Source organism: Acidovorax sp. GW821-FHT09A11 (assembly GCF_059418365.1).
The window spans coordinates 117,976-136,837 of the sequence record NZ_JBWKPS010000007.1 but is presented as its reverse complement, the minus strand read 5'-3'; the positions used below and the strand labels follow the sequence as shown (position 1 = coordinate 136,837).

Below are 18,862 nucleotides of genomic sequence, written 5' to 3'. Positions count from 1 at the left end.
ACGCCGAGCAAGGGCCGCCCCGCAGCGAGGGCGTCGTCCCCCACCGGGGGAAGGCGCCGCAGGTGACTCGGGGGGCCTTCTGTCATGCAGCGACCGTGCAGATGACCTCGGCGTCCTGGAGTAATACGGGAAAGGGCTCGGGCGGTGGCGCATCGGTGAACAGGCGGTCGATTTGCTGCAGCGTGGCCAGCTGCACCATGGCCGGGCGGTTGAACTTGCTGTGGTCGGCCGCCAGCCAGACCTCGCGCGACTGCTCGATGATGGTTTGCGCCACCTTCACCTCGCGGTAGTCGAAGTCGCGCAGCGAGCCGTCGGGCTCGACGCCCGAGATGCCGATGAGCGCGATGTCCACCTTGAACTGGCGGATGAAGTCCACCGCCGCCTCGCCCACGATGCCTCGGTCGCGCGCGCGCACCACGCCGCCGGCCACGATGACCTCGCACTCGGGGTTGCCGCTCAGGATGGCAGCCACGTTCAGGTTGTTGGTGATCACGCGCAGGCCGCGGTGGTGCAGCAGCGCCTTGGCGATGGCTTCCGTGGTCGTGCCGATGTTCAGGATCAGCGAGCAGTCGTTGGGCACTTGCTCGGCCACGGCGCGCGCGATGCGTGCCTTGCCTTCGGCATGCAGCGTCTCGCGCTGGGTGTGGGCCAGGTTCTCCACCGTGGAGCTGGGCACGCGCACGCCGCCATGGAAGCGCGTGAGCAGGCCGGACTCGGCCAGGCGCTGCACATCGCGGCGCACGGTCTGCAGCGTCACGCCCAGCGTGTCGGCCAGTTGTTCGACCGTGGCGGACTTGCGCGCGCGGACTTCTTCGAGAAGCAGCAGTTGTCGGGGGTTCGTATTCACGCGAATCAGTGGTCTGAGGATTGGAGATACTTTAAATCGAACAAAAAGGAACCTGTTAAGGGTAAACCTTGATTCAATACGATCAAAAAAGAACAAAAATGAACGCAATCGAAAACGAGGCGTTTTGCTGCGTGCGCGGCAGGGAGCCAGATCCACCCGGCCCTCAGGGGCCCATTAGAAAGGTTGCGTGATGCAGCTGGCACTGGACAGCATCAGCAAGAAGGTTGGTCCGCAGACCTGGCTCCATGACATGAGCCTGGCGCTGCACAGCGGCGCCGTGACGGTGCTGCTGGGCGCCACGCAGGCAGGCAAGACCAGCCTCATGCGCATCATGGCCGGGCTGGACACACCGACCGCGGGCCGCGTGACGGTCGATGGCGTGGATGTGACCGGCATGCCCGTGCGCGACCGCAACGTGGCCATGGTGTACCAGCAGTTCATCAACTACCCCTCGATGAAGGTGGCGGCCAACATTGCATCGCCGCTCAAGCTGCGCGGCGAAAAGAACATCGACGCCCGGGTGCGCGAGATCGCCAGCCGCCTGCACATCGACATGTTCCTGGACCGCTATCCTGCCGAGCTGTCGGGCGGGCAACAGCAGCGCGTGGCGCTGGCCCGCGCCCTGGCCAAGGGTGCGCCCCTGATGCTGCTGGACGAACCCCTGGTGAACCTGGACTACAAGCTGCGCGAAGAGCTGCGTGAAGAACTGACGCAGCTGTTTGCCGCCGGCCAGTCCACGGTGGTCTATGCGACCACCGAGCCGGGCGAGGCCCTGCTGCTGGGCGGCTACACCGCCGTGCTGGACGAGGGGCAGCTGCTGCAGTACGGCCCGACGGCGGAGGTGTTCCATGCGCCCAACTCGCTGCGCGTGGCGCGTGCCTTCAGCGACCCGCCCATGAACCTGATCGCCGCATCGGCAACCCCGCGTGGCGTGCGCCTGGAGGGCGGCGTGGAGCTGGCCGTGCCGCTGCCGCAGGGTGTGGCCACGGCCGCGGGGCTCACCGTGGGCGTGCGCGCCAGCGCGCTGCGCGTACATGCCCGCCCTGATGACATCAGCGTGGGGGGCGTGGTGGAGCTGGCCGAGATTTCCGGGTCCGACACTTTCGTGCACGCCACGACGCCCTGGGGTGACCTGGTCGCCCAGCTGACGGGGGTGCATTACTTCGAACTGGGCACGCCCCTCACGCTGCATCTGGACCCGGCGCAGGCCTATGTGTTTGGCGCTGACGGCCGGCTGGCATGGGCGCCCGCGCGCCAGGGAGGGCGCTGAAATGGCTCGCATTAGTCTGGATCTGGCGCATTCCTACAAGCCCAACCCGCAGCAGGACAGCGATTACGCGCTGCTGCCGCTCAAGATGGAGTTCGAGGACGGCGGTGCCTATGCGCTGCTGGGCCCCTCGGGCTGTGGCAAGACCACCATGCTCAACATCATGTCGGGCCTGCTCGTGCCCTCGCACGGCAAGGTGCTGTTCGATGGCCGCGACGTGACGCGCGCCAGCCCGCAGGAGCGCAACATTGCGCAGGTGTTCCAGTTCCCCGTGATCTACGACACCATGACGGTGGCCGAGAACCTGGCCTTCCCGCTGCGCAACCGCAAGGTGCCCGAAGACCAGATCAGGCAGCGCGTGGGCGTGATCGCCGAGATGCTGGAGATGAGTGGGCAGCTCAACCAGCGCGCGGCCGGCCTCGCGGCCGATGCCAAGCAGAAGATATCGCTGGGCCGTGGCCTGGTGCGCGCCGATGTGGCGGCCGTGCTGTTCGACGAGCCGCTCACGGTGATCGACCCGCACCTCAAGTGGCAGCTGCGGCGCAAGCTCAAGCAGATCCACCACGAACTCAAGCTCACGCTGATCTATGTGACGCACGACCAGGTCGAGGCACTGACCTTTGCCGATCAGGTGGTGGTGATGACGCGCGGCCGTGCCGTGCAGGTGGGCTCGGCCGACGCGCTGTTCGAGCGGCCCGCACACGTCTTTGTGGGCCACTTCATCGGCTCGCCCGGCATGAACTTCCTGCCCGCCCAGCGCGATGGAGCCGCGTTGTCGGTGGCGGGCCACCGCCTGGCCGCGCCGGTGGACCGCGCCCTGCCCGAAGGTGTGTTGCAGGTGGGCGTGCGGCCCGAGTACCTGGCCCTGGCCGAGCCCGGCCAAGCCGGCGCGTTGCCCTGCACGGTGGTGCAGGTGCAGGACATCGGTACCTACCTGATGCTGACCGCCAAGGTGGGCGAGCACACGCTCAAGGCGCGCTTCAGCCCGGAAGCACGGCTGCCTTCCGCGGGGGATGCCGTCTGGCTGCAGGTGCTCGGCGAGCACACGTGCTTCTATCAAAACGAGGAGCTGCTGGCATGAGCACCACCACCAAGCCCGTGAACCAGAAGGCCTGGTTCCTGATCCTTCCGGTCATCATCTGCGTGGCTTTCTCGGCCATCCTTCCGTTGATGACGGTGGTGAACTACTCGGTGCAGGACATCATTTCGCCCGAGCGCCGGGTGTTCGTGGGCACCGAGTGGTTCGCCGCCGTGATGCGCGACGAGGAGCTGCACGCCGCGCTGTGGCGCCAGATCACGTTCTCGCTGGCGGTGCTGGCGGTGGAGATCCCGCTGGGCATCCTGCTCGCGCTGTCCATGCCCGCGCAGGGGTGGAAGTCGTCCGCCGTGCTGGTGGTGGTGGCGCTGTCGCTGCTGATTCCCTGGAACGTGGTGGGCACCATCTGGCAGATCTATGGCCGCGCGGATATCGGCCTCATGGGGCGCCTGCTGCAGGAGGCGGGCATCGAGTACAGCTACACCGGCAACGCCGCGCATGCATGGCTCACGGTGCTGCTCATGGACGTGTGGCACTGGACGCCGCTGGTGGCGCTGCTCGCCTTCGCCGGCCTGCGCTCCATCCCGGATGCGTATTACCAGGCCGCCCGCATCGACGGTGCCAGCAAGTTCGCGGTGTTCCGCTACATCCAGCTGCCCAAGATGCGCGGCGTGCTCATGATCGCGGTGCTGCTGCGCTTCATGGACAGCTTCATGATCTACACCGAGCCCTTCGTGCTCACGGGTGGCGGGCCGGGCAATGCCACCACCTTCCTGAGCCAGTACCTGACGACCAAGGCCGTGGGCCAGTTCGACCTGGGTCCCGCCGCAGCGTTCTCGCTGATTTATTTCTTCATCATCCTGCTGCTGTGCTTCATCCTCTACAACTGGATGCAGCGCGTGGGCACCGCCAGCAACGAAGGGGCCGGCCATGAATGAAAAACGCTTCCACAAGCGGTCGGTGTTCCTGATCGCCTACCTGGTCTTCGCCGTGCTGCCCATCTACTGGATGGTCAACATGAGCTTCAAGACCAACGCGGAGATCCTCTCGACGTTCTCGTTCTTTCCCCAGAACTTCACGTGGGACAACTACAAGACCATCTTCACCGACGAGTCCTGGTACTCGGGTTACATCAACAGCCTGATCTACGTGGCCATCAACACGGCGATATCGCTGACCGTGGCGCTGCCGGCGGCCTATGCGTTCTCGCGCTACCAGTTCCTGGGCGACAAGCATGTGTTCTTCTGGCTGCTGACCAACCGCATGACGCCGCCGGCCGTGTTTTTGCTGCCGTTCTTCCAGCTCTACACCACCGTGGGGCTGATGGACACGCACATTGCCGTGGCGCTGGCGCACCTCTTGTTCAACGTGCCGCTGGCGGTGTGGATCCTGGAAGGCTTCATGAGCGGCATTCCGCGCGAGATCGACGAGACGGCCTATATCGATGGCTACAGCTTTCCGCGCTTTTTCATGACGATCTTCCTGCCGCTGATCAAGGCCGGCGTGGGCGTGGCGGCGTTCTTCTGTTTCATGTTCAGCTGGGTGGAGCTGCTGCTGGCGCGCACGCTGACCAGCGTGAATGCCAAGCCCATCGTGGCCACCATGACGCGCACGGTGAGCGCGAGCGGCATGGACTGGGCCACGCTGGCCGCCGCCGGCGTGCTGACCATCGTGCCGGGTGCCATCGTGATCTGGTTTGTTCGGCACTACATCGCGAAGGGTTTCGCGATGGGCCGGGTTTGAGGAGATATCGCCATGTTTGAGTGGATGGCTTGGACGCTGCCCGTGGCGGTGTTCTTCATTTGCATCGTGCTGATGCTGATTGGCATGACGGTGTGGGAGATCAAGTCGCCCACGACGATGCGCAAGGGTTTTTTGCCGCTGGAGACGACGCGCGGTGATCGGCTGTTTATTGGGCTGTTGTCAGCGGCCTACGTGAATCTGATTTTTGTGGGCATCAGCGGCAAGCTGGCCCAGTGGTTCAGCCTTCAGGGCGATCCTTCGATCTGGATCAGCTTCGTGCTGTCGATGGCGCTGCTGGCGCTGATCCTGCGCAAGGGGTAGCGCGTTCGCAGGCAGCTTTCATTCCGTTGGTTCCCGTCGCGCGGCTCAACCCTTCCCCGGAGCCGGGCGACCCTTGCATCCAAAAGGGGAGATGACTATGAGGAGACAGGCACTATGAAGACGCGGTACACAGCGCTGGCATTGGCAGTTGCGGTCATGACGGGCCAGGCCGCCATGGCGGGCGAGGCGGAAGCCAAGAAGTGGATTGACAGCGAGTTCCAGCCTTCCACGCTGAGCAAGGACCAGCAGATGGCCGAGATGAAGTGGTTCATCGATGCGGCCAAGAAGCTGCAGGCCAAGGGCGTGAAGGAAATCTCGGTGGTGTCTGAAACCATCACCACCCACGAATACGAATCCAAGACGCTGGCCAAGGCGTTCGAGGAAATCACGGGCATCAAGGTCAAGCACGACCTGATCCAGGAAGGCGACGTGGTCGAGAAGCTGCAGACCTCCATGCAGTCCGGCAAGTCGATCTATGACGGCTGGATCTCCGATTCGGACCTGATCGGTACGCACTACCGCTACGGCAAGATCATGAGCCTGACCGACTACATGGGCGGCGCGGGCAAGGAATTCACCAACCCCGGCATCGACCTCAAGGACTACATCGGTACCAAGTTCACGACCGGCCCGGACGGAAAGATGTACCAGCTGCCCGACCAGCAGTTCGCCAACCTGTACTGGTTCCGCGCCGACCTGTTCGACCGCAAGGACATCAAGGACAAGTTCAAGGCCAAGTACGGCTACGACCTGGGCGTGCCGCTCAACTGGAGCGCCTATGAGGACATCGCCGAGTTCTTCACCAACGACGTGAAGAACATCGACGGCAAGCCCATCTATGGCCACATGGACTACGGCAAGAAGGACCCTTCGCTGGGCTGGCGCTTCACGGATGCATGGCTGTCCATGGCGGGCACGGCGGACATTGGCGCGCCCAACGGCCTGCCGATCGACGAATGGGGCATCCGCGTGGCCGACGACAAGTGCACGCCCGTGGGCGCCTCGGTGGCCCGTGGCGGCGCTACCAACTCGCCTGCTGCGGTCTACGCGCTGACCAAGTACGTGGACTGGATGAAGAAGTACGCGCCCAAGGAAGCCACGGGCATGACCTTCGGCGAGGCCGGCCCCGTGCCCGCCCAGGGCCAGATCGCCCAGCAGATCTTCTGGTACACCGCCTTCACGGCCGACATGACCAAGCCCGGCCTGCCTGTGGTGAATGCCGACGGCACGCCCAAGTGGCGCATGGCCCCCGGCCCGAACGGCCCGTACTGGAAGCAGGGCATGCAGAACGGCTACCAGGACGTGGGCAGCTGGACCTTCTTCAAGGACCACGACGCCAACAAGACCGCCGCTGCCTGGCTCTACGCCCAGTTCGTGACGGCCAAGACCACGTCGCTCAAGAAGACCATCGTGGGCCTGACCCCGATCCGCGAGAGCGACATCCAGTCCAAGGCCATGACCGACATGGCGCCCAAGCTGGGCGGCCTGGTGGAGTTCTATCGCAGTCCCGCCCGCGTGGCATGGTCGCCCACCGGCACCAACGTGCCTGACTACCCCAAGCTGGCACAGCTGTGGTGGAAGAATGTGGCGCAGGCGGTCACAGGTGAGAAGACGCCCCAGGGCGCCATGGACACGCTGGCCGACGAAATGGACCAGGTGATGGCCCGTCTGGAACGTGCCGGCATGGCGCATTGCGCCCCCAAGCTCAATCCGAAGAGCGACAACGCCAAGTGGCTGAGCGACAAGCAGGCGCCTTGGGCCAAGCTGGCCAATGAGAAGCCGAAGGGCCAGACGATTGCGTACGGCACGCTGCTGCAGGCTTGGAAGGACGGCAAGGCACGTTGAGACCCTGAAGCGGTCGCTTCTTGACGACTGATGCCACCGGCAGCCAGGGCTCACAAGGTCTCTGGCTGCCTTTTTTACTCCATGCCGCCCCCCGGAGTTCCTTCCCCTTGGGCGGTTTCTCATCCCGGAAGTGCCAAGAATTCAAGGGTAAACCCTTAATTCTTGTTCCGCCCATGGACAATCACCCCATGACCATCGCCACTGCCCCCCTTCCTACGCGACGCGCCGACCTGCTGGCCCGTCTGGCCCAGCCGCACCACTACGACCTTGCCGTGATTGGTGGCGGGGCGACGGGGCTGGGAGTCGCTCTGGATGCGGCCGCGCGCGGTTTCAGCGTGGTCCTGGTGGACTCGCACGACTTCGCCAAGGGGACCTCGTCCCGCGCCACCAAGCTGGTGCATGGTGGTGTCCGCTACCTGGCCCAGGGCAACATCGCGCTGGTGCGCGAGGCGTTGCATGAGCGCACAACCTTGCTGAACAACGCGCCGCATCTGGCCCAGCCCCTGCCTTTCGTGATGCCCTCGTACCGTTTCTGGGAGACGCCCTTTTATGGCATCGGGCTCATGATGTACGACGCCTTGGCCGGAAAAGCCGGACTGGGTGCCACCCAGTTCCTGGGCCGTGCGCGCACCCTGGAATGCCTGCCCACGGCCCGGACCGAGGGGCTCAAGGGAGGGGTCAAGTACTGGGACGGGCAGTTCGACGATGCCCGGCTGGCCCTGGCGCTGGCGCGGACGGCGGCGGGTCTGGGCGCCCTGGTGGTCAACTACTGTCCTGCGCGGGCCCTGGTCCATGAGGCGGGAAAGGTGGCGGGCCTTGTCTGCGAGGACGCCGACAGCGGCCAGCAGTTCACTGTTCGCGCCCGCACCGTGGTGAATGCCACCGGCGTGTGGGTGGATGCCCTGCGCCAGATGGACGGCGAGGCCATTGGCCGCCCCGTCAAGCCGATCGTGGCGCCAAGCCAGGGCGTGCACATCGTGGTGGATCGCGAGTTCCTTCCCTCCGACCATGCCCTCATGGTGCCCAAGACGGCCGATGGCCGGGTCCTGTTTGCAGTGCCCTGGCTGGGCAAGCTCATTCTGGGGACGACGGACAGCCCGCGCCAGGACATCGTGCGGGAGCCGGAGCCTTTCCACGAGGAAGTCCAGTTCATCCTGGAAGAATCGGCGCGCTACCTCACCCGCGCCCCCAAGATCGGGGACATCCGCAGCATCTGGGTGGGCCTGCGTCCCTTGGTGAAGCCGCAGGACGACGATGGCGACAACACCAAGAAAATCAGCCGCGAGCACACCGTCCTGGCCAGCCGCAGCGGCCTGATCACCGTGACCGGTGGCAAATGGACCACCTACCGCGCCATGGCTGAAGATGTGTTGCAAAAATGCTTCACCACGGGCCTGCTGCCCGAAAAACCCGCGGGCGTGACCAATCATTTGCCCCTGGTGGGAACGCCCCCGGGGCCTGTGCGGCACCGTATCAGCGATGCCCAGGGGCTGCACTCCTATGGCAGCGAAGCGGCGGCCGTTCAGGAAATGCCGGGTGCACAGACGGATCTGGGCGGCGGCCTGACGGAGGCGATGGTGCGGTTCGCGGCGCGGCATGAATACGCCCGCACGGTGGAAGATGTGCTGGCGCGCCGCTGCAGGCTGCTGTTCCTCGATGCCCGCAAGGCCATTGAACTGGCGCCCGCCGTCGCTGACCTCCTGCAGGAGGAACTGGGTTCGGACCCTCGTCTCGGCGACTTTCTGGTGCTGGCGCAACAGTATCTGCACGCCCCTGGCTGATGCGGCGCTTGACTTCCTGGAAGTCCTTTGCAATAATCGAGGGCTTCGCGTTTCCTACGTGAAGTTTCTGCCCAGCGGGAAGTGCTGCAAATGGTTTGCGGTGCGGACGACGGGCCCAAGACTGACTGGCTGATCCGCAGCCCTTGAGAAGTTCTCTGGGGCTGTTGTCTTCTGGTGCAAGTTGGGAATATTGAAATGATCCAGACAGAATCTCGGTTAGAGGTTGCCGACAATACCGGCGCTAAGTCCGTCCTTTGCATCAAGGTGCTGGGTGGTTCCAAGCGTCGCTATGCAAGCGTTGGCGACATCATCAAGGTGAGCATCAAAGAAGCCGCTCCACGTGGCCGCGTCAAAAAAGGCGAGGTTTACAGTGCGGTGGTCGTTCGTACGGCGAAGGGTATTCGCCGTGGCGACGGTTCGCTCGTCAAATTCGATGGCAACGCTGCAGTGTTGCTGAACGCAAAGTTGGAGCCTATCGGCACCCGCATCTTTGGACCTGTGACGCGTGAACTGCGTACCGAGAAGTTCATGAAGATCGTGTCCCTGGCTCCTGAAGTTCTCTAAGGACGCGCCATGAACAAGATTCGCAAGGGCGACGAGGTCATCGTGCTGACCGGCCGTGACAAGGGCAAGCGTGGCACGGTGTCGCTGCGCAAGGATGACTCCCACCTCGTCATCGACGGCATCAACCTCGTCAAGAAGCACGCCAAGCCAAACCCCATGAAGGGTACGACGGGCGGCATCATTGAAAAGGCCATGCCGATTCACCAGTCCAATGTGGCCATCTTCAATGCCGCGACCGGCAAGGCTGATCGCGTGGGCATCAAGGTGCAGGCTGACGGCACGCGCGTTCGCGTGTTCAAGTCCAGCGGCGCTGAAATCAAGGCGGCCTAAGGGGTAAACATGGCACGACTCCAAGAAATTTACCGCGACAAGATCGCTCCCGAACTGACCAAGCAGTTCGGTTACACCTCGCCGATGCAGGTTCCCCGTCTGACCAAGATCACCCTGAACATGGGCGTGAGCGAGGCAGTCTCGGATAAGAAGGTGATGGACAACGCCGTGGCCGACCTGACCAAGATTGCTGGTCAGAAGCCCGTGGTGACCAAGGCCAAGAAGGCTATCGCCGGTTTCAAGATCCGCGAAGGCCAGGCCATCGGTTGCATGGTCACGCTGCGCGGCGTGCAGATGTATGAGTTCCTGGACCGTTTCGTGACCGTGGCTCTGCCCCGCGTTCGTGACTTCCGTGGTATCTCTGGCCGCGCTTTCGACGGCCGTGGCAACTACAACATCGGCGTCAAGGAACAGATCATTTTCCCTGAAATCGAGTACGACAAGGTGGATGCCTTGCGCGGTCTCAATATCAGCATCACCACGACGGCCAAGTCGGACGAAGAAGCCAAGGCTCTCCTCGCTGGTTTCCGTTTCCCGTTCAAGAACTGAGGCGAAGCATGGCTAAAGTAGCTTTGATCCAGCGCGAACTGAAGCGCGAAAAACTGGCAGCCAAGTACGCAACCAAGTATGCGGAACTGAAGGCAATCGCTGGCGATGCCAAGCGCAGCGACGAAGAGCGCGATGCAGCCCGCCTGGGCCTGCAAAAGCTCCCCCGCAATGCCAACCCGACGCGTCAGCGCAACCGTTGCGAAATCACCGGTCGTCCTCGCGGCACCTTCCGTCAATTCGGTCTGGCTCGCGCCAAGATCCGTGAACTGGCTTTTGCAGGCGACATCCCTGGTGTCACCAAGGCCAGCTGGTAAGCAGGCAGGAGAGATTAAACATGAGCATGAGTGATCCCATCGCTGACTTGCTGACCCGCATCCGTAATGCACAGATGGTCGCCAAGGCCACGGTTCTGGTGCCTTCTTCCAAAGTGAAGATTGCCATCGCCCAGGTGCTGAAGGACGAAGGTTATATCGACGGCTTCCAGGTGAAAACCGAAGCTGGCAAGTCGGAACTCGAAATTGCCCTGAAGTACTACGCAGGCCGTCCCGTGATTGAGCGCATCGAGCGCGTCAGCCGCCCCGGACTGCGTGTCTACAAAGGCCGTGATTCCATTCCACAAGTCATGAACGGTCTGGGTGTGGCAATTGTCACGACGCCCAAGGGCGTGATGACCGATCGCAAGGCGCGCGCTACCGGTGTCGGTGGCGAAGTGCTCTGCTACGTGGCCTAACCCGCGGCATTGAGGAGAAACTGAAATGTCCCGAGTAGGAAAAATGCCCGTGACCATCCCCGCTGGCGTGGATGTGTCCGTGAAAGATGACCAGATCTCTGTCAAGGGTTCTGGTGGCGCCCTCTCGCTCGCACAGAATGTGCTGGTGAAGGTGTCGAGCAATGAAGGCAAGCTGAGCTTTGCGCCTGTCAACGACTCCCGCGAAGCCAATGCCATGAGCGGCACGATTCGCCAGTTGGTCAACAACATGGTGGTCGGTGTCAGCAAGGGCTTTGAAAAGAAGCTGAGCCTGGTGGGTGTGGGTTACAAGGCTGCGGCTTCCGGTTCCAAGCTGAACCTGGCTGTGGGCTATTCGCACCCGGTCAATATCGAAATGCCTGCTGGCATTACGGTCGCAACCCCCACGCCCACGGAAGTGGTGATCAAGGGTGCTGACCGCCAGCGTGTGGGGCAAATCGCTGCTGAGATCCGTGCTGTTCGTCCACCCGAGCCCTACAAGGGCAAGGGTATCCGCTATGCGGACGAAAAGATCACGATCAAAGAGACCAAGAAGAAATAAGGAGCTGCAACATGTTGACCAAGAAAGAGCAGCGTCTTCGTCGTTCGCGCCAGACCCGCATCCGCATTGCACAGCAAGGCGTGGCGCGTCTCACCGTGAACCGTACGAACCTCCATATCTACGCCAGTGTGATCTCCGGCGACGGCAGCAAGGTGCTGGCAAGTGCATCGACGGCAGAAGCCGACGTGCGCAAGTCGCTCGGCGGTTCGGGCAAGGGTGGCAATGCCGCTGCAGCCCAGATCATCGGCAAGCGCATCGCTGAAAAAGCGAAGGCTGCGGGTGTCGAGAAGGTTGCATTTGATCGCGCAGGCTTTGCCTACCACGGTCGCGTCAAGGCCCTGGCCGACGCAGCCCGTGAAGCCGGCCTGCAGTTCTAAGCGGAGCGAATAAAAAATGGCTAAATTTCAACCCAAAGTGCAGAGCGAAGGTCAGGACGACGGTCTGCGCGAAAAAATGATCGCGGTCAACCGCGTGACCAAAGTCGTGAAGGGCGGCCGTATCCTCGGCTTCGCCGCACTGACGGTGGTTGGCGACGGTGACGGCCGTGTTGGCATGGGCAAGGGCAAGTCCAAGGAAGTGCCTGCTGCCGTGCAAAAGGCGATGGAAGAAGCCCGCCGCAACATGGTCAAGGTATCGCTCAAGAACGGCACCATCTACCACAACGTGACGGGCCACCATGGCGCTGCTGTCGTGATGATGGCTCCCGCTCCCAAGGGTACCGGCATCATTGCTGGCGGCCCCATGCGCGCCGTTTTCGAAGTGCTGGGCGTGACGGACATCGTGGCCAAGAGCCATGGTTCCTCCAACCCCTACAACATGGTCCGTGCCACTTTTGATGCGCTCGTCAATTCGACCACTCCGTCGAATGTGGCAGCCAAGCGCGGCAAGACGGTCGAAGACATCTTCGCCTGAATCGGAGCCTGAAAATGACAACGCAACAAACCGTCAAGATTCAATTGGTGCGCAGCCCTATCGGCACCAAGGAATCGCACCGCGCCACCGTCCGTGGCCTGGGCCTGCGCAAGCTCAACAGCGTGAGCGAACTGCAGGACTCGCCCGAAGTGCGCGGCATGATTAACAAGATCAGCTATCTGGTCAAAGTCCTCTGAGAGATAGATCATGGAACTCAATAGCATCAAGCCCGCAGACGGTGCCAAGCATGCCAAGCGCCGTGTAGGCCGTGGTATCGGCTCCGGCCTGGGCAAGACCGCTGGCCGTGGTCACAAGGGTCAGAAGTCGCGCGCCGGTGGCTACCACAAGGTGGGCTTCGAAGGCGGTCAAATGCCTCTGCAACGTCGCTTGCCCAAGCGCGGCTTCAAGTCGCACCTGCTCAAGTTCAATGCAGAAGTGACGCTGACGGCGCTCGATCAGCTCGGCCTGGCCGAAGTGGACGTGCTGGCACTCAAGCAAGCTGGCCTCGTGGGCGAGCTGGCCAAGGTGGTCAAGGTCATCAAGAGCGGTTCCCTCACCAAGGCTGTCAAGCTCAATGGCGTGGGCGCTACGGCAGGTGCCAAGGCAGCGATCGAAGCTGCTGGCGGCAGCGTCGCCTGAGTGTGGCTCTGAAGGAAGGCATCTGTGGCTACTAGCGCAGCTCAAATTGCAAAGACCGGCAAGTTCGGCGACCTGCGTCGCCGTCTGGTTTTTCTGTTGCTTGCGCTGGTCGTGTATCGCATAGGGGCTCATATCCCTGTGCCTGGTATCGATCCAGCCCAACTCCAGCAGCTGTTCAGTGGCCAGCAAGGCGGCATCCTGAACCTGTTCAACATGTTCTCGGGTGGTGCGCTGTCGCGTTTCACGGTCTTCGCTCTGGGGATCATGCCGTACATCTCGGCATCGATCATCATGCAGCTGATGACTTACGTGATTCCCACGTTCGAGCAGTTGAAGAAGGAAGGCGAAGCCGGTCGCAGGAAGATCACGCAGTACACCCGCTACGGAACGTTGGGCCTGGCCCTGTTCCAGTCGCTGGGTATTGCCGTCGCGCTGGAAAGCTCCGCAGGCCTGGTGCTGAGCCCTGGTTTCGGGTTCCGCATGACCGCCGTCGTCAGCCTGACCGCCGGCACGATGTTCCTGATGTGGCTGGGTGAGCAGATCACTGAACGTGGTTTGGGCAACGGTATCTCGATCCTGATCTTTGCAGGTATCGCAGCCGGATTGCCCAGCTCCATCGGTGGTCTCCTTGAACTGGTTCGTACGGGTGCCATGAGCATCCTGGCCGCCATCTTCATCGTCCTCGTGGTCGGTCTGGTGACCTACTTCGTGGTGTTTGTGGAGCGTGGTCAGCGCAAGATTCTGGTGAACTACGCCCGTCGGCAGGTAGGTAACAAGGTCTACGGCGGTCAGTCGTCGCACTTGCCCCTCAAGCTGAACATGGCTGGCGTGATTCCTCCGATCTTTGCTTCGTCGATCATCCTGTTGCCCGCCACGGTGGTGAACTGGTTCAGTGCAGGCGAGTCGATGCGCTGGTTGAAGGACATCTCGGGTGCGTTGACTCCTGGTCAGCCCATCTATGTGATGTTCTACGCTGCCGCGATTGTGTTCTTCTGCTTCTTCTATACGGCACTGGTGTTCAACAGCCGTGAGACTGCAGATAACCTGAAGAAGAGCGGTGCGTTCATCCCAGGCATCCGGCCCGGTGAGCAGACGGCCCGTTATATCGACAAGATCCTGGTTCGCCTGACCTTGGCAGGCGCTGTGTACATCACCTTCGTGTGCTTGCTGCCAGAGTTCCTGATCTTGAAGTACAACGTTCCGTTCTACTTTGGTGGGACATCGCTGCTGATCATTGTGGTGGTGACAATGGACTTCATGGCCCAGGTTCAGAACTACATGATGTCGCAACAGTACGAATCGCTGCTCAAGAAAGCGAATTTCAAGGGCAACGCAGGCGGTTGATGATGATGAAGGAAGGCAGTTGGTCGCGTAGCGGCGACTGCCTGCAGAACTGGATATCGGTTGAGTTGGCGCCCCACGATTTTTCGCGGGCACAAATTGTGTTCCGTGCGAAACAGCCGGGACGGATGGAAAAGTTTTAGGAGAATGCAATGAGAGTTTCGGCTTCGGTCAAAAAAATCTGCCGCAACTGCAAGATCATCCGCCGCAAGGGTGTGGTGCGCGTGATCTGCACGGATCTGCGTCACAAGCAGCGCCAAGGTTGATTGGAAAGTATTAGAGGACGCATATGGCACGTATCGCTGGCATTAACATTCCGCCGCACAAGCACGCGGAAATCGGTTTGACCGCCATTTTTGGCATTGGTCGCACCCGCGCTCGCAAGATCTGCGAAGCAACTGGTATCGCTTACTCCAAGAAGATCAAGGATCTGACGGATGGCGATCTGGAAAAAATTCGCGAGCAAATCGAGCAGTTCACCATTGAAGGTGACCTGCGCCGCGAAACCACGATGAACATCAAGCGCTTGATGGACATCGGCTGCTATCGTGGCTTCCGCCATCGCCGCGGTCTGCCAATGCGTGGTCAGCGCACCCGTACCAATGCACGCACTCGCAAGGGTCCGCGCAAGGGTGCAGCTGCACTGAAGAAATAAAGAGATTGAAAGATCATCATGGCTAAGTCTCCTGCCAATAACGCAGCTCAGCGCGTTCGCAAGAAGGTCCGGAAGAATGTTTCGGACGGCATTGCACACGTGCACGCCTCGTTCAACAACACCATCATCACGATCACCGATCGCCAGGGCAATGCCCTGTCGTGGGCATCGTCCGGTGGCCAAGGTTTCAAGGGCTCGCGCAAGTCCACTCCCTTCGCAGCCCAAGTGGCTTCGGAAGTGGCTGGCCGCGCTGCCATCGACCAAGGCATCAAGAACCTTGACGTTGAAATCAAGGGTCCTGGCCCAGGCCGTGAATCCTCGGTGCGCGCTCTGGGCGCCCTGGGCATTCGCATCACGTCCATCTCCGATGTGACCCCCGTGCCTCACAACGGCTGCCGCCCTCAAAAGCGCCGTCGTATCTAATCTCTCTCTAAGCCCACCGCCGCCTGTGAACGCGCAAGCGCCTCAGGCGGCTCCCGCAATGGTTTGCGGCAGATGACACAAAGGAAGCTCAAGTGGCACGTTACCTCGGCCCCAAGGCCAAACTCTCCCGCCGTGAAGGCACGGACCTGTTCCTCAAGAGCGCACGTCGCTCGATTGCCGACAAGTCCAAGTTCGACTCCAAGCCAGGCCAGCACGGCCGCACCTCCGGTGCCCGCACGTCCGACTACGGCCTGCAACTGCGTGAAAAGCAGAAGGTCAAGCGCATGTACGGCGTGCTGGAAAAGCAGTTCCGCCGCTACTTCGAAGCCGCCGAAGGCAAGAAGGGCAATACCGGCGCCAACCTGCTGTTCCTGCTGGAATCCCGTCTCGACAACGTGGTGTACCGCATGGGCTTCGGCTCGACCCGCGCCGAAGCGCGCCAGCTGGTCTCGCACAAGGCGATCACGGTGAACGGCAAGTCCGTGAACATCGCTTCCTACCTCGTGAAGACGGGCGATGTGGTGGCCGTGCGTGAAAAGTCCAAGAAGCAGAACCGCATTGTTGAAGCCCTGCAACTGGCTGCCCAGGTCGGCATGCCTGCGTGGGTGGAAGTGAACGCCGAGAAGGCCGAAGGCATCTTCAAGAAGGTGCCGGACCGTGATGAGTTTGGCGCCGACATCAACGAATCCCTGATCGTTGAGTTGTACTCGCGCTAATTGCTCGGTACATATTTCAAGAAAACCGTCCCTGAACCGCGAGGCATCGCGGTTTAGGCGCTTCACCAGCCTTACCGGTGTAACGAGCTGGGGGTATTGAGAGGAAGTCTGAATGCAAACCAATTTGCTGAAACCCAAGGCGATCAATGTCGAGCAGCTTGGCCACAACCGTGCCAAGGTCGCGCTGGAGCCGTTCGAGCGTGGGTACGGCCACACGCTGGGTAACGCCATTCGGCGTGTCCTGCTCTCGTCCATGGTGGGTTACGCAGCGACGGAAGTCACCATTGCAGGCGTTCTGCATGAGTACTCGTCCATTGACGGCGTTCAGGAAGATGTGGTCAACATCCTGTTGAACCTCAAGGGCGTGGTGTTCAAGCTCCACAACCGTGATGAAGTCACGCTGAGCCTGCGCAAGGATGGCGAAGGTGTGGTCACCGCACGCGATATCCAGACCCCTCACGACGTGGAAATCGTCAACCCTGACCACGTGATCGCGAATCTGTCGGCCGGCGGCAAGCTGGACATGCAGATCAAGGTCGAGAAGGGCCGTGGCTACGTGCCCGGCAGCCTGCGCCGCTATGCCGACGAGTCGACCAAGTCGATTGGCCGGATCGTGCTGGATGCATCGTTCTCCCCTGTGAAGCGCGTGAGCTACACGGTGGAAAGCGCTCGCGTGGAGCAGCGTACCGACCTGGACAAGCTGGTTGTCGAGATCGAGACCAATGGTGCCATCACTGCCGAAGACGCAGTGCGCGCATCGGCCAAGATCCTGGTGGAGCAGCTGGCGGTGTTCGCGCAGCTGGAAGGTGGCGAGCTGGCTGCGTTCGACGCACCGGCAGGCCCGCGCGGCAATGCCACGTTCGATCCGATCCTGCTGCGTCCTGTGGACGAGCTGGAACTGACCGTGCGTTCCGCAAACTGCCTGAAGGCCGAGAACATCTACTACATCGGTGACCTGATCCAGCGCACCGAGAACGAGCTGCTCAAGACGCCTAACCTGGGTCGCAAGTCGCTCAACGAAATCAAAGAAGTGCTCGCATCGCGTGGTCTCACGTTGGGCATGAAGCTTGAGAACTGGCCACCAGCCGGTCTGGACAAGCGTTAAGTTATAATTCTGGGTTCCCCGAATCGCGGGAACCCGGTTTTTGGTTCCCTTGGATGGGAACAGTGCCTCGGGCAGTACCTTACACGGCTGCCTGATTTAATTTTAAATAAGGAAAAAGCACCATGCGTCACGGTCACGGCCTCCGCAAACTCAACCGCACCAGCTCGCACCGCCTTGCGATGCTGCAGAACATGATGAACTCGCTCATCGAGCACGAAGTCATCAAGACCACCGTCCCCAAGGCCAAGGAACTGCGCCGCGTGATCGAACCCATGATCACCCTGGCCAAGGAAGACTCCGTTGCCAACCGCCGCCTGGCCTTCAACCGCCTGCGCGACCGTGACAGCGTGACCAAGCTGTTCAACGACCTGGGCCCCCGCTTCAAGGTGCGTCCTGGTGGCTACACCCGCATCCTCAAGATGGGTTTCCGTGTGGGCGACAATGCACCCATGGCCCTGGTTGAATTGGTGGATCGTGCTGCAGAAACCGAAAATAATTCGGCAGCAGCTGAATAATAGGGTATAATTTATTTCTTACCGCGCGATGGAGCAGTCTGGTAGCTCGTTGGGCTCATAACCCAAAGGTCGGAGGTTCAAATCCTTCTCGCGCAACCAATATGTAGCGGTCTCCGCTCACAGCAAACGCCCACTTCACCGTGGGCGTTTTTGTTTGTGCCCTGCCATTGCAGTGAGCGGCTTTCCTCTTTGGTGGGGTGTGCATTCCAGGAGGCCTCTTCCATGGACGCAGGTTTTCTGTCCCCGACCCTGCTGGTGGCGCTCATGGCCTATACAGTTGGTGTTGCAAGCCCTGGCCCCAGCAATCTGGCGATCATGGCGGCCGCCATGTCGCATGGACGGAGGCGTGCCATGGCCCTGGCTGCCGGGGTGGTCCTCGGCTCGGTGTTTTGGGGTGTGGCCGCTGCACTGGGCATGTCGGCACTCATGCGCAGCTATTCCTGGTCCTTGCTCGTCCTGAAGGTGCTGGGCGGCATCTACATGCTCTGGCTGGCCTGGAAGGCGGCGCGTGCCGCATTCACGCCGAATGCCCTGCACGAGGCCTCCGACACCACGGGCGGCGACCACCTCCAGGCTTTTCGGCTCGGCCTGGCGATGCACATGACCAACCCCAAGGCCGTCTTTGTGTGGCTTTCCATCGTCGCTCTCGGCGTGCCCGCCGGCGCCGGACGCAGCCATGCCCTGGCGGTCGTGGCGTGTTGCGCCGGCATCGGAGCTTGTATCTTCATGGGCTATGCCCTGGCATTTTCGACACCGTTGGCACGTGCGGCATACGCCCGCATCCATCGCGCATTCAATGCGCTGCTGGCTGGAGTCTTCGTGTACGCAGGCATCCGGCTGCTGCTGACCCGCTCAGCCGTGAGCTGACGGATCACCGTGCCAGCAGGCAAGTCCGCCCAGACGGCGAAACTCCTGGGTCTTGGTGCCACAGCTGCACGCGGTTGACGGCAGGCTCGGCAGGAGAAGATGGAATTCCTGGGGGCA

The 18,862-nt window shown here is 61.7% G+C and carries 26 protein-coding genes and 1 tRNA gene; 26 read left to right on the top strand and 1 reads right to left on the bottom strand.

The features are described 5' to 3' along the window. Positions 1-82: 82 nt before the first annotated feature. Positions 83-847 (bottom strand): DeoR/GlpR family DNA-binding transcription regulator, encoded by a 765-nt coding sequence (locus tag AC07PV_RS18615; protein ID WP_218296821.1) that lies wholly within the window; start codon positions 845-847, stop codon positions 83-85. 190 nt (positions 848-1,037) lie between these two features. On the opposite strand from AC07PV_RS18615, the gene AC07PV_RS18610 reads away from it, so the two are divergent. The 26 genes from AC07PV_RS18610 (at position 1,038) to AC07PV_RS18485 (ending at position 18,745) form a co-directional block, all read left to right on the top strand. Continuing rightward, positions 1,038-2,117, top strand: a complete 1,080-nt coding sequence (locus AC07PV_RS18610; RefSeq protein WP_218296822.1) for an ABC transporter ATP-binding protein — start codon at positions 1,038-1,040, stop codon at positions 2,115-2,117. Between the two features lies 1 nt (position 2,118). Continuing rightward, positions 2,119-3,195: an ABC transporter ATP-binding protein gene (locus AC07PV_RS18605; RefSeq protein ID WP_218296823.1), complete on the top strand. Its 1,077-nt coding sequence runs from the start codon at positions 2,119-2,121 to the stop codon at positions 3,193-3,195. Continuing rightward, complete coding sequence (locus tag AC07PV_RS18600) at positions 3,192-4,088, top strand: carbohydrate ABC transporter permease (protein ID WP_218296824.1); 897 nt, start codon at positions 3,192-3,194, stop codon at positions 4,086-4,088. Before AC07PV_RS18605 ends, AC07PV_RS18600 begins: the two co-directional genes overlap by 4 nt. Continuing rightward, a complete protein-coding gene (locus AC07PV_RS18595; protein WP_218296825.1) occupies positions 4,081-4,893 on the top strand; it encodes a carbohydrate ABC transporter permease in 813 nt (270 codons plus the stop codon). Before AC07PV_RS18600 ends, AC07PV_RS18595 begins: the two co-directional genes overlap by 8 nt. A 12-nt stretch (positions 4,894-4,905) precedes the next feature. Then, positions 4,906-5,214, top strand: a complete 309-nt coding sequence (locus AC07PV_RS18590; protein ID WP_218296826.1) for a DUF2160 domain-containing protein — start codon at positions 4,906-4,908, stop codon at positions 5,212-5,214. A gap of 114 nt (positions 5,215-5,328) precedes the next feature. Further along, positions 5,329-7,059 carry an ABC transporter substrate-binding protein gene (locus AC07PV_RS18585; protein WP_218296827.1) on the top strand — a complete coding sequence of 577 codons (1,731 nt, stop codon included), beginning with the start codon at positions 5,329-5,331 and terminating at the stop codon, positions 7,057-7,059. A gap of 188 nt (positions 7,060-7,247) precedes the next feature. Then, positions 7,248-8,840 (top strand): glycerol-3-phosphate dehydrogenase/oxidase, encoded by a 1,593-nt coding sequence (locus tag AC07PV_RS18580; RefSeq protein ID WP_494631012.1) that lies wholly within the window; start codon positions 7,248-7,250, stop codon positions 8,838-8,840. Between the two features lie 195 nt (positions 8,841-9,035). Next, the gene (gene rplN, locus AC07PV_RS18575) at positions 9,036-9,404 is read left to right on the top strand and encodes a 50S ribosomal protein L14 (protein WP_007861702.1); all 369 of its coding nucleotides are present in this window, start codon (positions 9,036-9,038) and stop codon (positions 9,402-9,404) included. A gap of 9 nt (positions 9,405-9,413) precedes the next feature. Then, positions 9,414-9,734 (top strand): 50S ribosomal protein L24, encoded by a 321-nt coding sequence (gene rplX / locus AC07PV_RS18570; protein ID WP_008906524.1) that lies wholly within the window; start codon positions 9,414-9,416, stop codon positions 9,732-9,734. A 9-nt stretch (positions 9,735-9,743) separates the two neighbouring features. Next, on the top strand, positions 9,744-10,283 hold the full coding sequence (gene rplE / locus AC07PV_RS18565; RefSeq protein WP_005793632.1) for a 50S ribosomal protein L5: 540 nt from the start codon (positions 9,744-9,746) through the stop codon (positions 10,281-10,283). Between the two features lie 8 nt (positions 10,284-10,291). Beyond that, on the top strand, positions 10,292-10,597 hold the full coding sequence (gene rpsN / locus AC07PV_RS18560; protein ID WP_007861712.1) for a 30S ribosomal protein S14: 306 nt from the start codon (positions 10,292-10,294) through the stop codon (positions 10,595-10,597). Positions 10,598-10,617: 20 nt separating this feature from the next. Next, on the top strand, positions 10,618-11,013 hold the full coding sequence (gene rpsH / locus AC07PV_RS18555) for a 30S ribosomal protein S8 (protein WP_008906523.1): 396 nt from the start codon (positions 10,618-10,620) through the stop codon (positions 11,011-11,013). A 25-nt stretch (positions 11,014-11,038) separates the two neighbouring features. Further along, positions 11,039-11,572 (top strand): 50S ribosomal protein L6, encoded by a 534-nt coding sequence (rplF, locus tag AC07PV_RS18550; RefSeq protein WP_218296829.1) that lies wholly within the window; start codon positions 11,039-11,041, stop codon positions 11,570-11,572. Between the two features lie 11 nt (positions 11,573-11,583). Beyond that, positions 11,584-11,949, top strand: a complete 366-nt coding sequence (rplR, locus tag AC07PV_RS18545; protein ID WP_005793639.1) for a 50S ribosomal protein L18 — start codon at positions 11,584-11,586, stop codon at positions 11,947-11,949. Positions 11,950-11,965: 16 nt separating this feature from the next. After that, positions 11,966-12,484, top strand: coding sequence for a 30S ribosomal protein S5 (gene rpsE / locus AC07PV_RS18540; protein WP_218296830.1), 519 nt, complete (start codon positions 11,966-11,968; stop codon positions 12,482-12,484). Between the two features lie 14 nt (positions 12,485-12,498). Further along, positions 12,499-12,681, top strand: a complete 183-nt coding sequence (gene rpmD, locus AC07PV_RS18535) for a 50S ribosomal protein L30 (RefSeq protein ID WP_007861725.1) — start codon at positions 12,499-12,501, stop codon at positions 12,679-12,681. Between the two features lie 10 nt (positions 12,682-12,691). Further along, positions 12,692-13,123: a 50S ribosomal protein L15 gene (gene rplO / locus AC07PV_RS18530; protein WP_055395677.1), complete on the top strand. Its 432-nt coding sequence runs from the start codon at positions 12,692-12,694 to the stop codon at positions 13,121-13,123. Positions 13,124-13,147: 24 nt separating this feature from the next. Beyond that, positions 13,148-14,467: a preprotein translocase subunit SecY gene (secY, locus tag AC07PV_RS18525; protein WP_218296831.1), complete on the top strand. Its 1,320-nt coding sequence runs from the start codon at positions 13,148-13,150 to the stop codon at positions 14,465-14,467. A gap of 149 nt (positions 14,468-14,616) precedes the next feature. Continuing rightward, the gene (gene rpmJ / locus AC07PV_RS18520; RefSeq protein ID WP_005793651.1) at positions 14,617-14,730 is read left to right on the top strand and encodes a 50S ribosomal protein L36; all 114 of its coding nucleotides are present in this window, start codon (positions 14,617-14,619) and stop codon (positions 14,728-14,730) included. 23 nt (positions 14,731-14,753) lie between these two features. Beyond that, the gene (gene rpsM / locus AC07PV_RS18515) at positions 14,754-15,119 is read left to right on the top strand and encodes a 30S ribosomal protein S13 (protein ID WP_008906516.1); all 366 of its coding nucleotides are present in this window, start codon (positions 14,754-14,756) and stop codon (positions 15,117-15,119) included. An 18-nt stretch (positions 15,120-15,137) separates the two neighbouring features. Beyond that, on the top strand, positions 15,138-15,542 hold the full coding sequence (rpsK, locus tag AC07PV_RS18510) for a 30S ribosomal protein S11 (protein ID WP_005793662.1): 405 nt from the start codon (positions 15,138-15,140) through the stop codon (positions 15,540-15,542). Positions 15,543-15,634: 92 nt separating this feature from the next. Beyond that, positions 15,635-16,258: a 30S ribosomal protein S4 gene (gene rpsD, locus AC07PV_RS18505; protein ID WP_218296832.1), complete on the top strand. Its 624-nt coding sequence runs from the start codon at positions 15,635-15,637 to the stop codon at positions 16,256-16,258. Positions 16,259-16,370: 112 nt separating this feature from the next. Further along, positions 16,371-17,363 (top strand): DNA-directed RNA polymerase subunit alpha, encoded by a 993-nt coding sequence (locus tag AC07PV_RS18500; RefSeq protein WP_008906514.1) that lies wholly within the window; start codon positions 16,371-16,373, stop codon positions 17,361-17,363. A 122-nt stretch (positions 17,364-17,485) separates the two neighbouring features. Then, on the top strand, positions 17,486-17,878 hold the full coding sequence (gene rplQ / locus AC07PV_RS18495; RefSeq protein WP_008906513.1) for a 50S ribosomal protein L17: 393 nt from the start codon (positions 17,486-17,488) through the stop codon (positions 17,876-17,878). 22 nt (positions 17,879-17,900) lie between these two features. Then, positions 17,901-17,977: transfer RNA gene (locus AC07PV_RS18490), tRNA-Met, on the top strand. A 123-nt stretch (positions 17,978-18,100) separates the two neighbouring features. Next, positions 18,101-18,745: a LysE family translocator gene (locus AC07PV_RS18485; protein ID WP_492807933.1), complete on the top strand. Its 645-nt coding sequence runs from the start codon at positions 18,101-18,103 to the stop codon at positions 18,743-18,745. Positions 18,746-18,862: the final 117 nt, after the last annotated feature.

Bases quoted from the DNA above. Each gene is read 5' to 3' on its own strand.
- rplX (WP_008906524.1), top strand. From the start codon at position 9,414: ATGAACAAGATTCGCAAGGGCGACGAGGTCATCGTGCTGACCGGCCGT.
- AC07PV_RS18485 (WP_492807933.1), top strand. From the start codon at position 18,101: ATGGACGCAGGTTTTCTGTCCCCGACCCTGCTGGTGGCGCTCATGGCC.
- rpsH (WP_008906523.1), top strand. From the start codon at position 10,618: ATGAGCATGAGTGATCCCATCGCTGACTTGCTGACCCGCATCCGTAAT.
- rpsK (WP_005793662.1), top strand. From the start codon at position 15,138: ATGGCTAAGTCTCCTGCCAATAACGCAGCTCAGCGCGTTCGCAAGAAG.
- rpmD (WP_007861725.1), top strand. From the start codon at position 12,499: ATGACAACGCAACAAACCGTCAAGATTCAATTGGTGCGCAGCCCTATC.
- rpsE (WP_218296830.1), top strand. From the start codon at position 11,966: ATGGCTAAATTTCAACCCAAAGTGCAGAGCGAAGGTCAGGACGACGGT.
- rpsN (WP_007861712.1), top strand. From the start codon at position 10,292: ATGGCTAAAGTAGCTTTGATCCAGCGCGAACTGAAGCGCGAAAAACTG.
- rplQ (WP_008906513.1), top strand. From the start codon at position 17,486: ATGCGTCACGGTCACGGCCTCCGCAAACTCAACCGCACCAGCTCGCAC.
- AC07PV_RS18585 (WP_218296827.1), top strand. From the start codon at position 5,329: ATGAAGACGCGGTACACAGCGCTGGCATTGGCAGTTGCGGTCATGACG.
- rplO (WP_055395677.1), top strand. From the start codon at position 12,692: ATGGAACTCAATAGCATCAAGCCCGCAGACGGTGCCAAGCATGCCAAG.
- rplN (WP_007861702.1), top strand. From the start codon at position 9,036: ATGATCCAGACAGAATCTCGGTTAGAGGTTGCCGACAATACCGGCGCT.
- AC07PV_RS18580 (WP_494631012.1), top strand. From the start codon at position 7,248: ATGACCATCGCCACTGCCCCCCTTCCTACGCGACGCGCCGACCTGCTG.
- AC07PV_RS18590 (WP_218296826.1), top strand. From the start codon at position 4,906: ATGTTTGAGTGGATGGCTTGGACGCTGCCCGTGGCGGTGTTCTTCATT.
- rpsM (WP_008906516.1), top strand. From the start codon at position 14,754: ATGGCACGTATCGCTGGCATTAACATTCCGCCGCACAAGCACGCGGAA.
- AC07PV_RS18610 (WP_218296822.1), top strand. From the start codon at position 1,038: ATGCAGCTGGCACTGGACAGCATCAGCAAGAAGGTTGGTCCGCAGACC.
- rplE (WP_005793632.1), top strand. From the start codon at position 9,744: ATGGCACGACTCCAAGAAATTTACCGCGACAAGATCGCTCCCGAACTG.
- AC07PV_RS18500 (WP_008906514.1), top strand. From the start codon at position 16,371: ATGCAAACCAATTTGCTGAAACCCAAGGCGATCAATGTCGAGCAGCTT.
- rplF (WP_218296829.1), top strand. From the start codon at position 11,039: ATGTCCCGAGTAGGAAAAATGCCCGTGACCATCCCCGCTGGCGTGGAT.
- rplR (WP_005793639.1), top strand. From the start codon at position 11,584: ATGTTGACCAAGAAAGAGCAGCGTCTTCGTCGTTCGCGCCAGACCCGC.
- AC07PV_RS18595 (WP_218296825.1), top strand. From the start codon at position 4,081: ATGAATGAAAAACGCTTCCACAAGCGGTCGGTGTTCCTGATCGCCTAC.
- AC07PV_RS18605 (WP_218296823.1), top strand. From the start codon at position 2,119: ATGGCTCGCATTAGTCTGGATCTGGCGCATTCCTACAAGCCCAACCCG.
- AC07PV_RS18600 (WP_218296824.1), top strand. From the start codon at position 3,192: ATGAGCACCACCACCAAGCCCGTGAACCAGAAGGCCTGGTTCCTGATC.
- rpmJ (WP_005793651.1), top strand. From the start codon at position 14,617: ATGAGAGTTTCGGCTTCGGTCAAAAAAATCTGCCGCAACTGCAAGATC.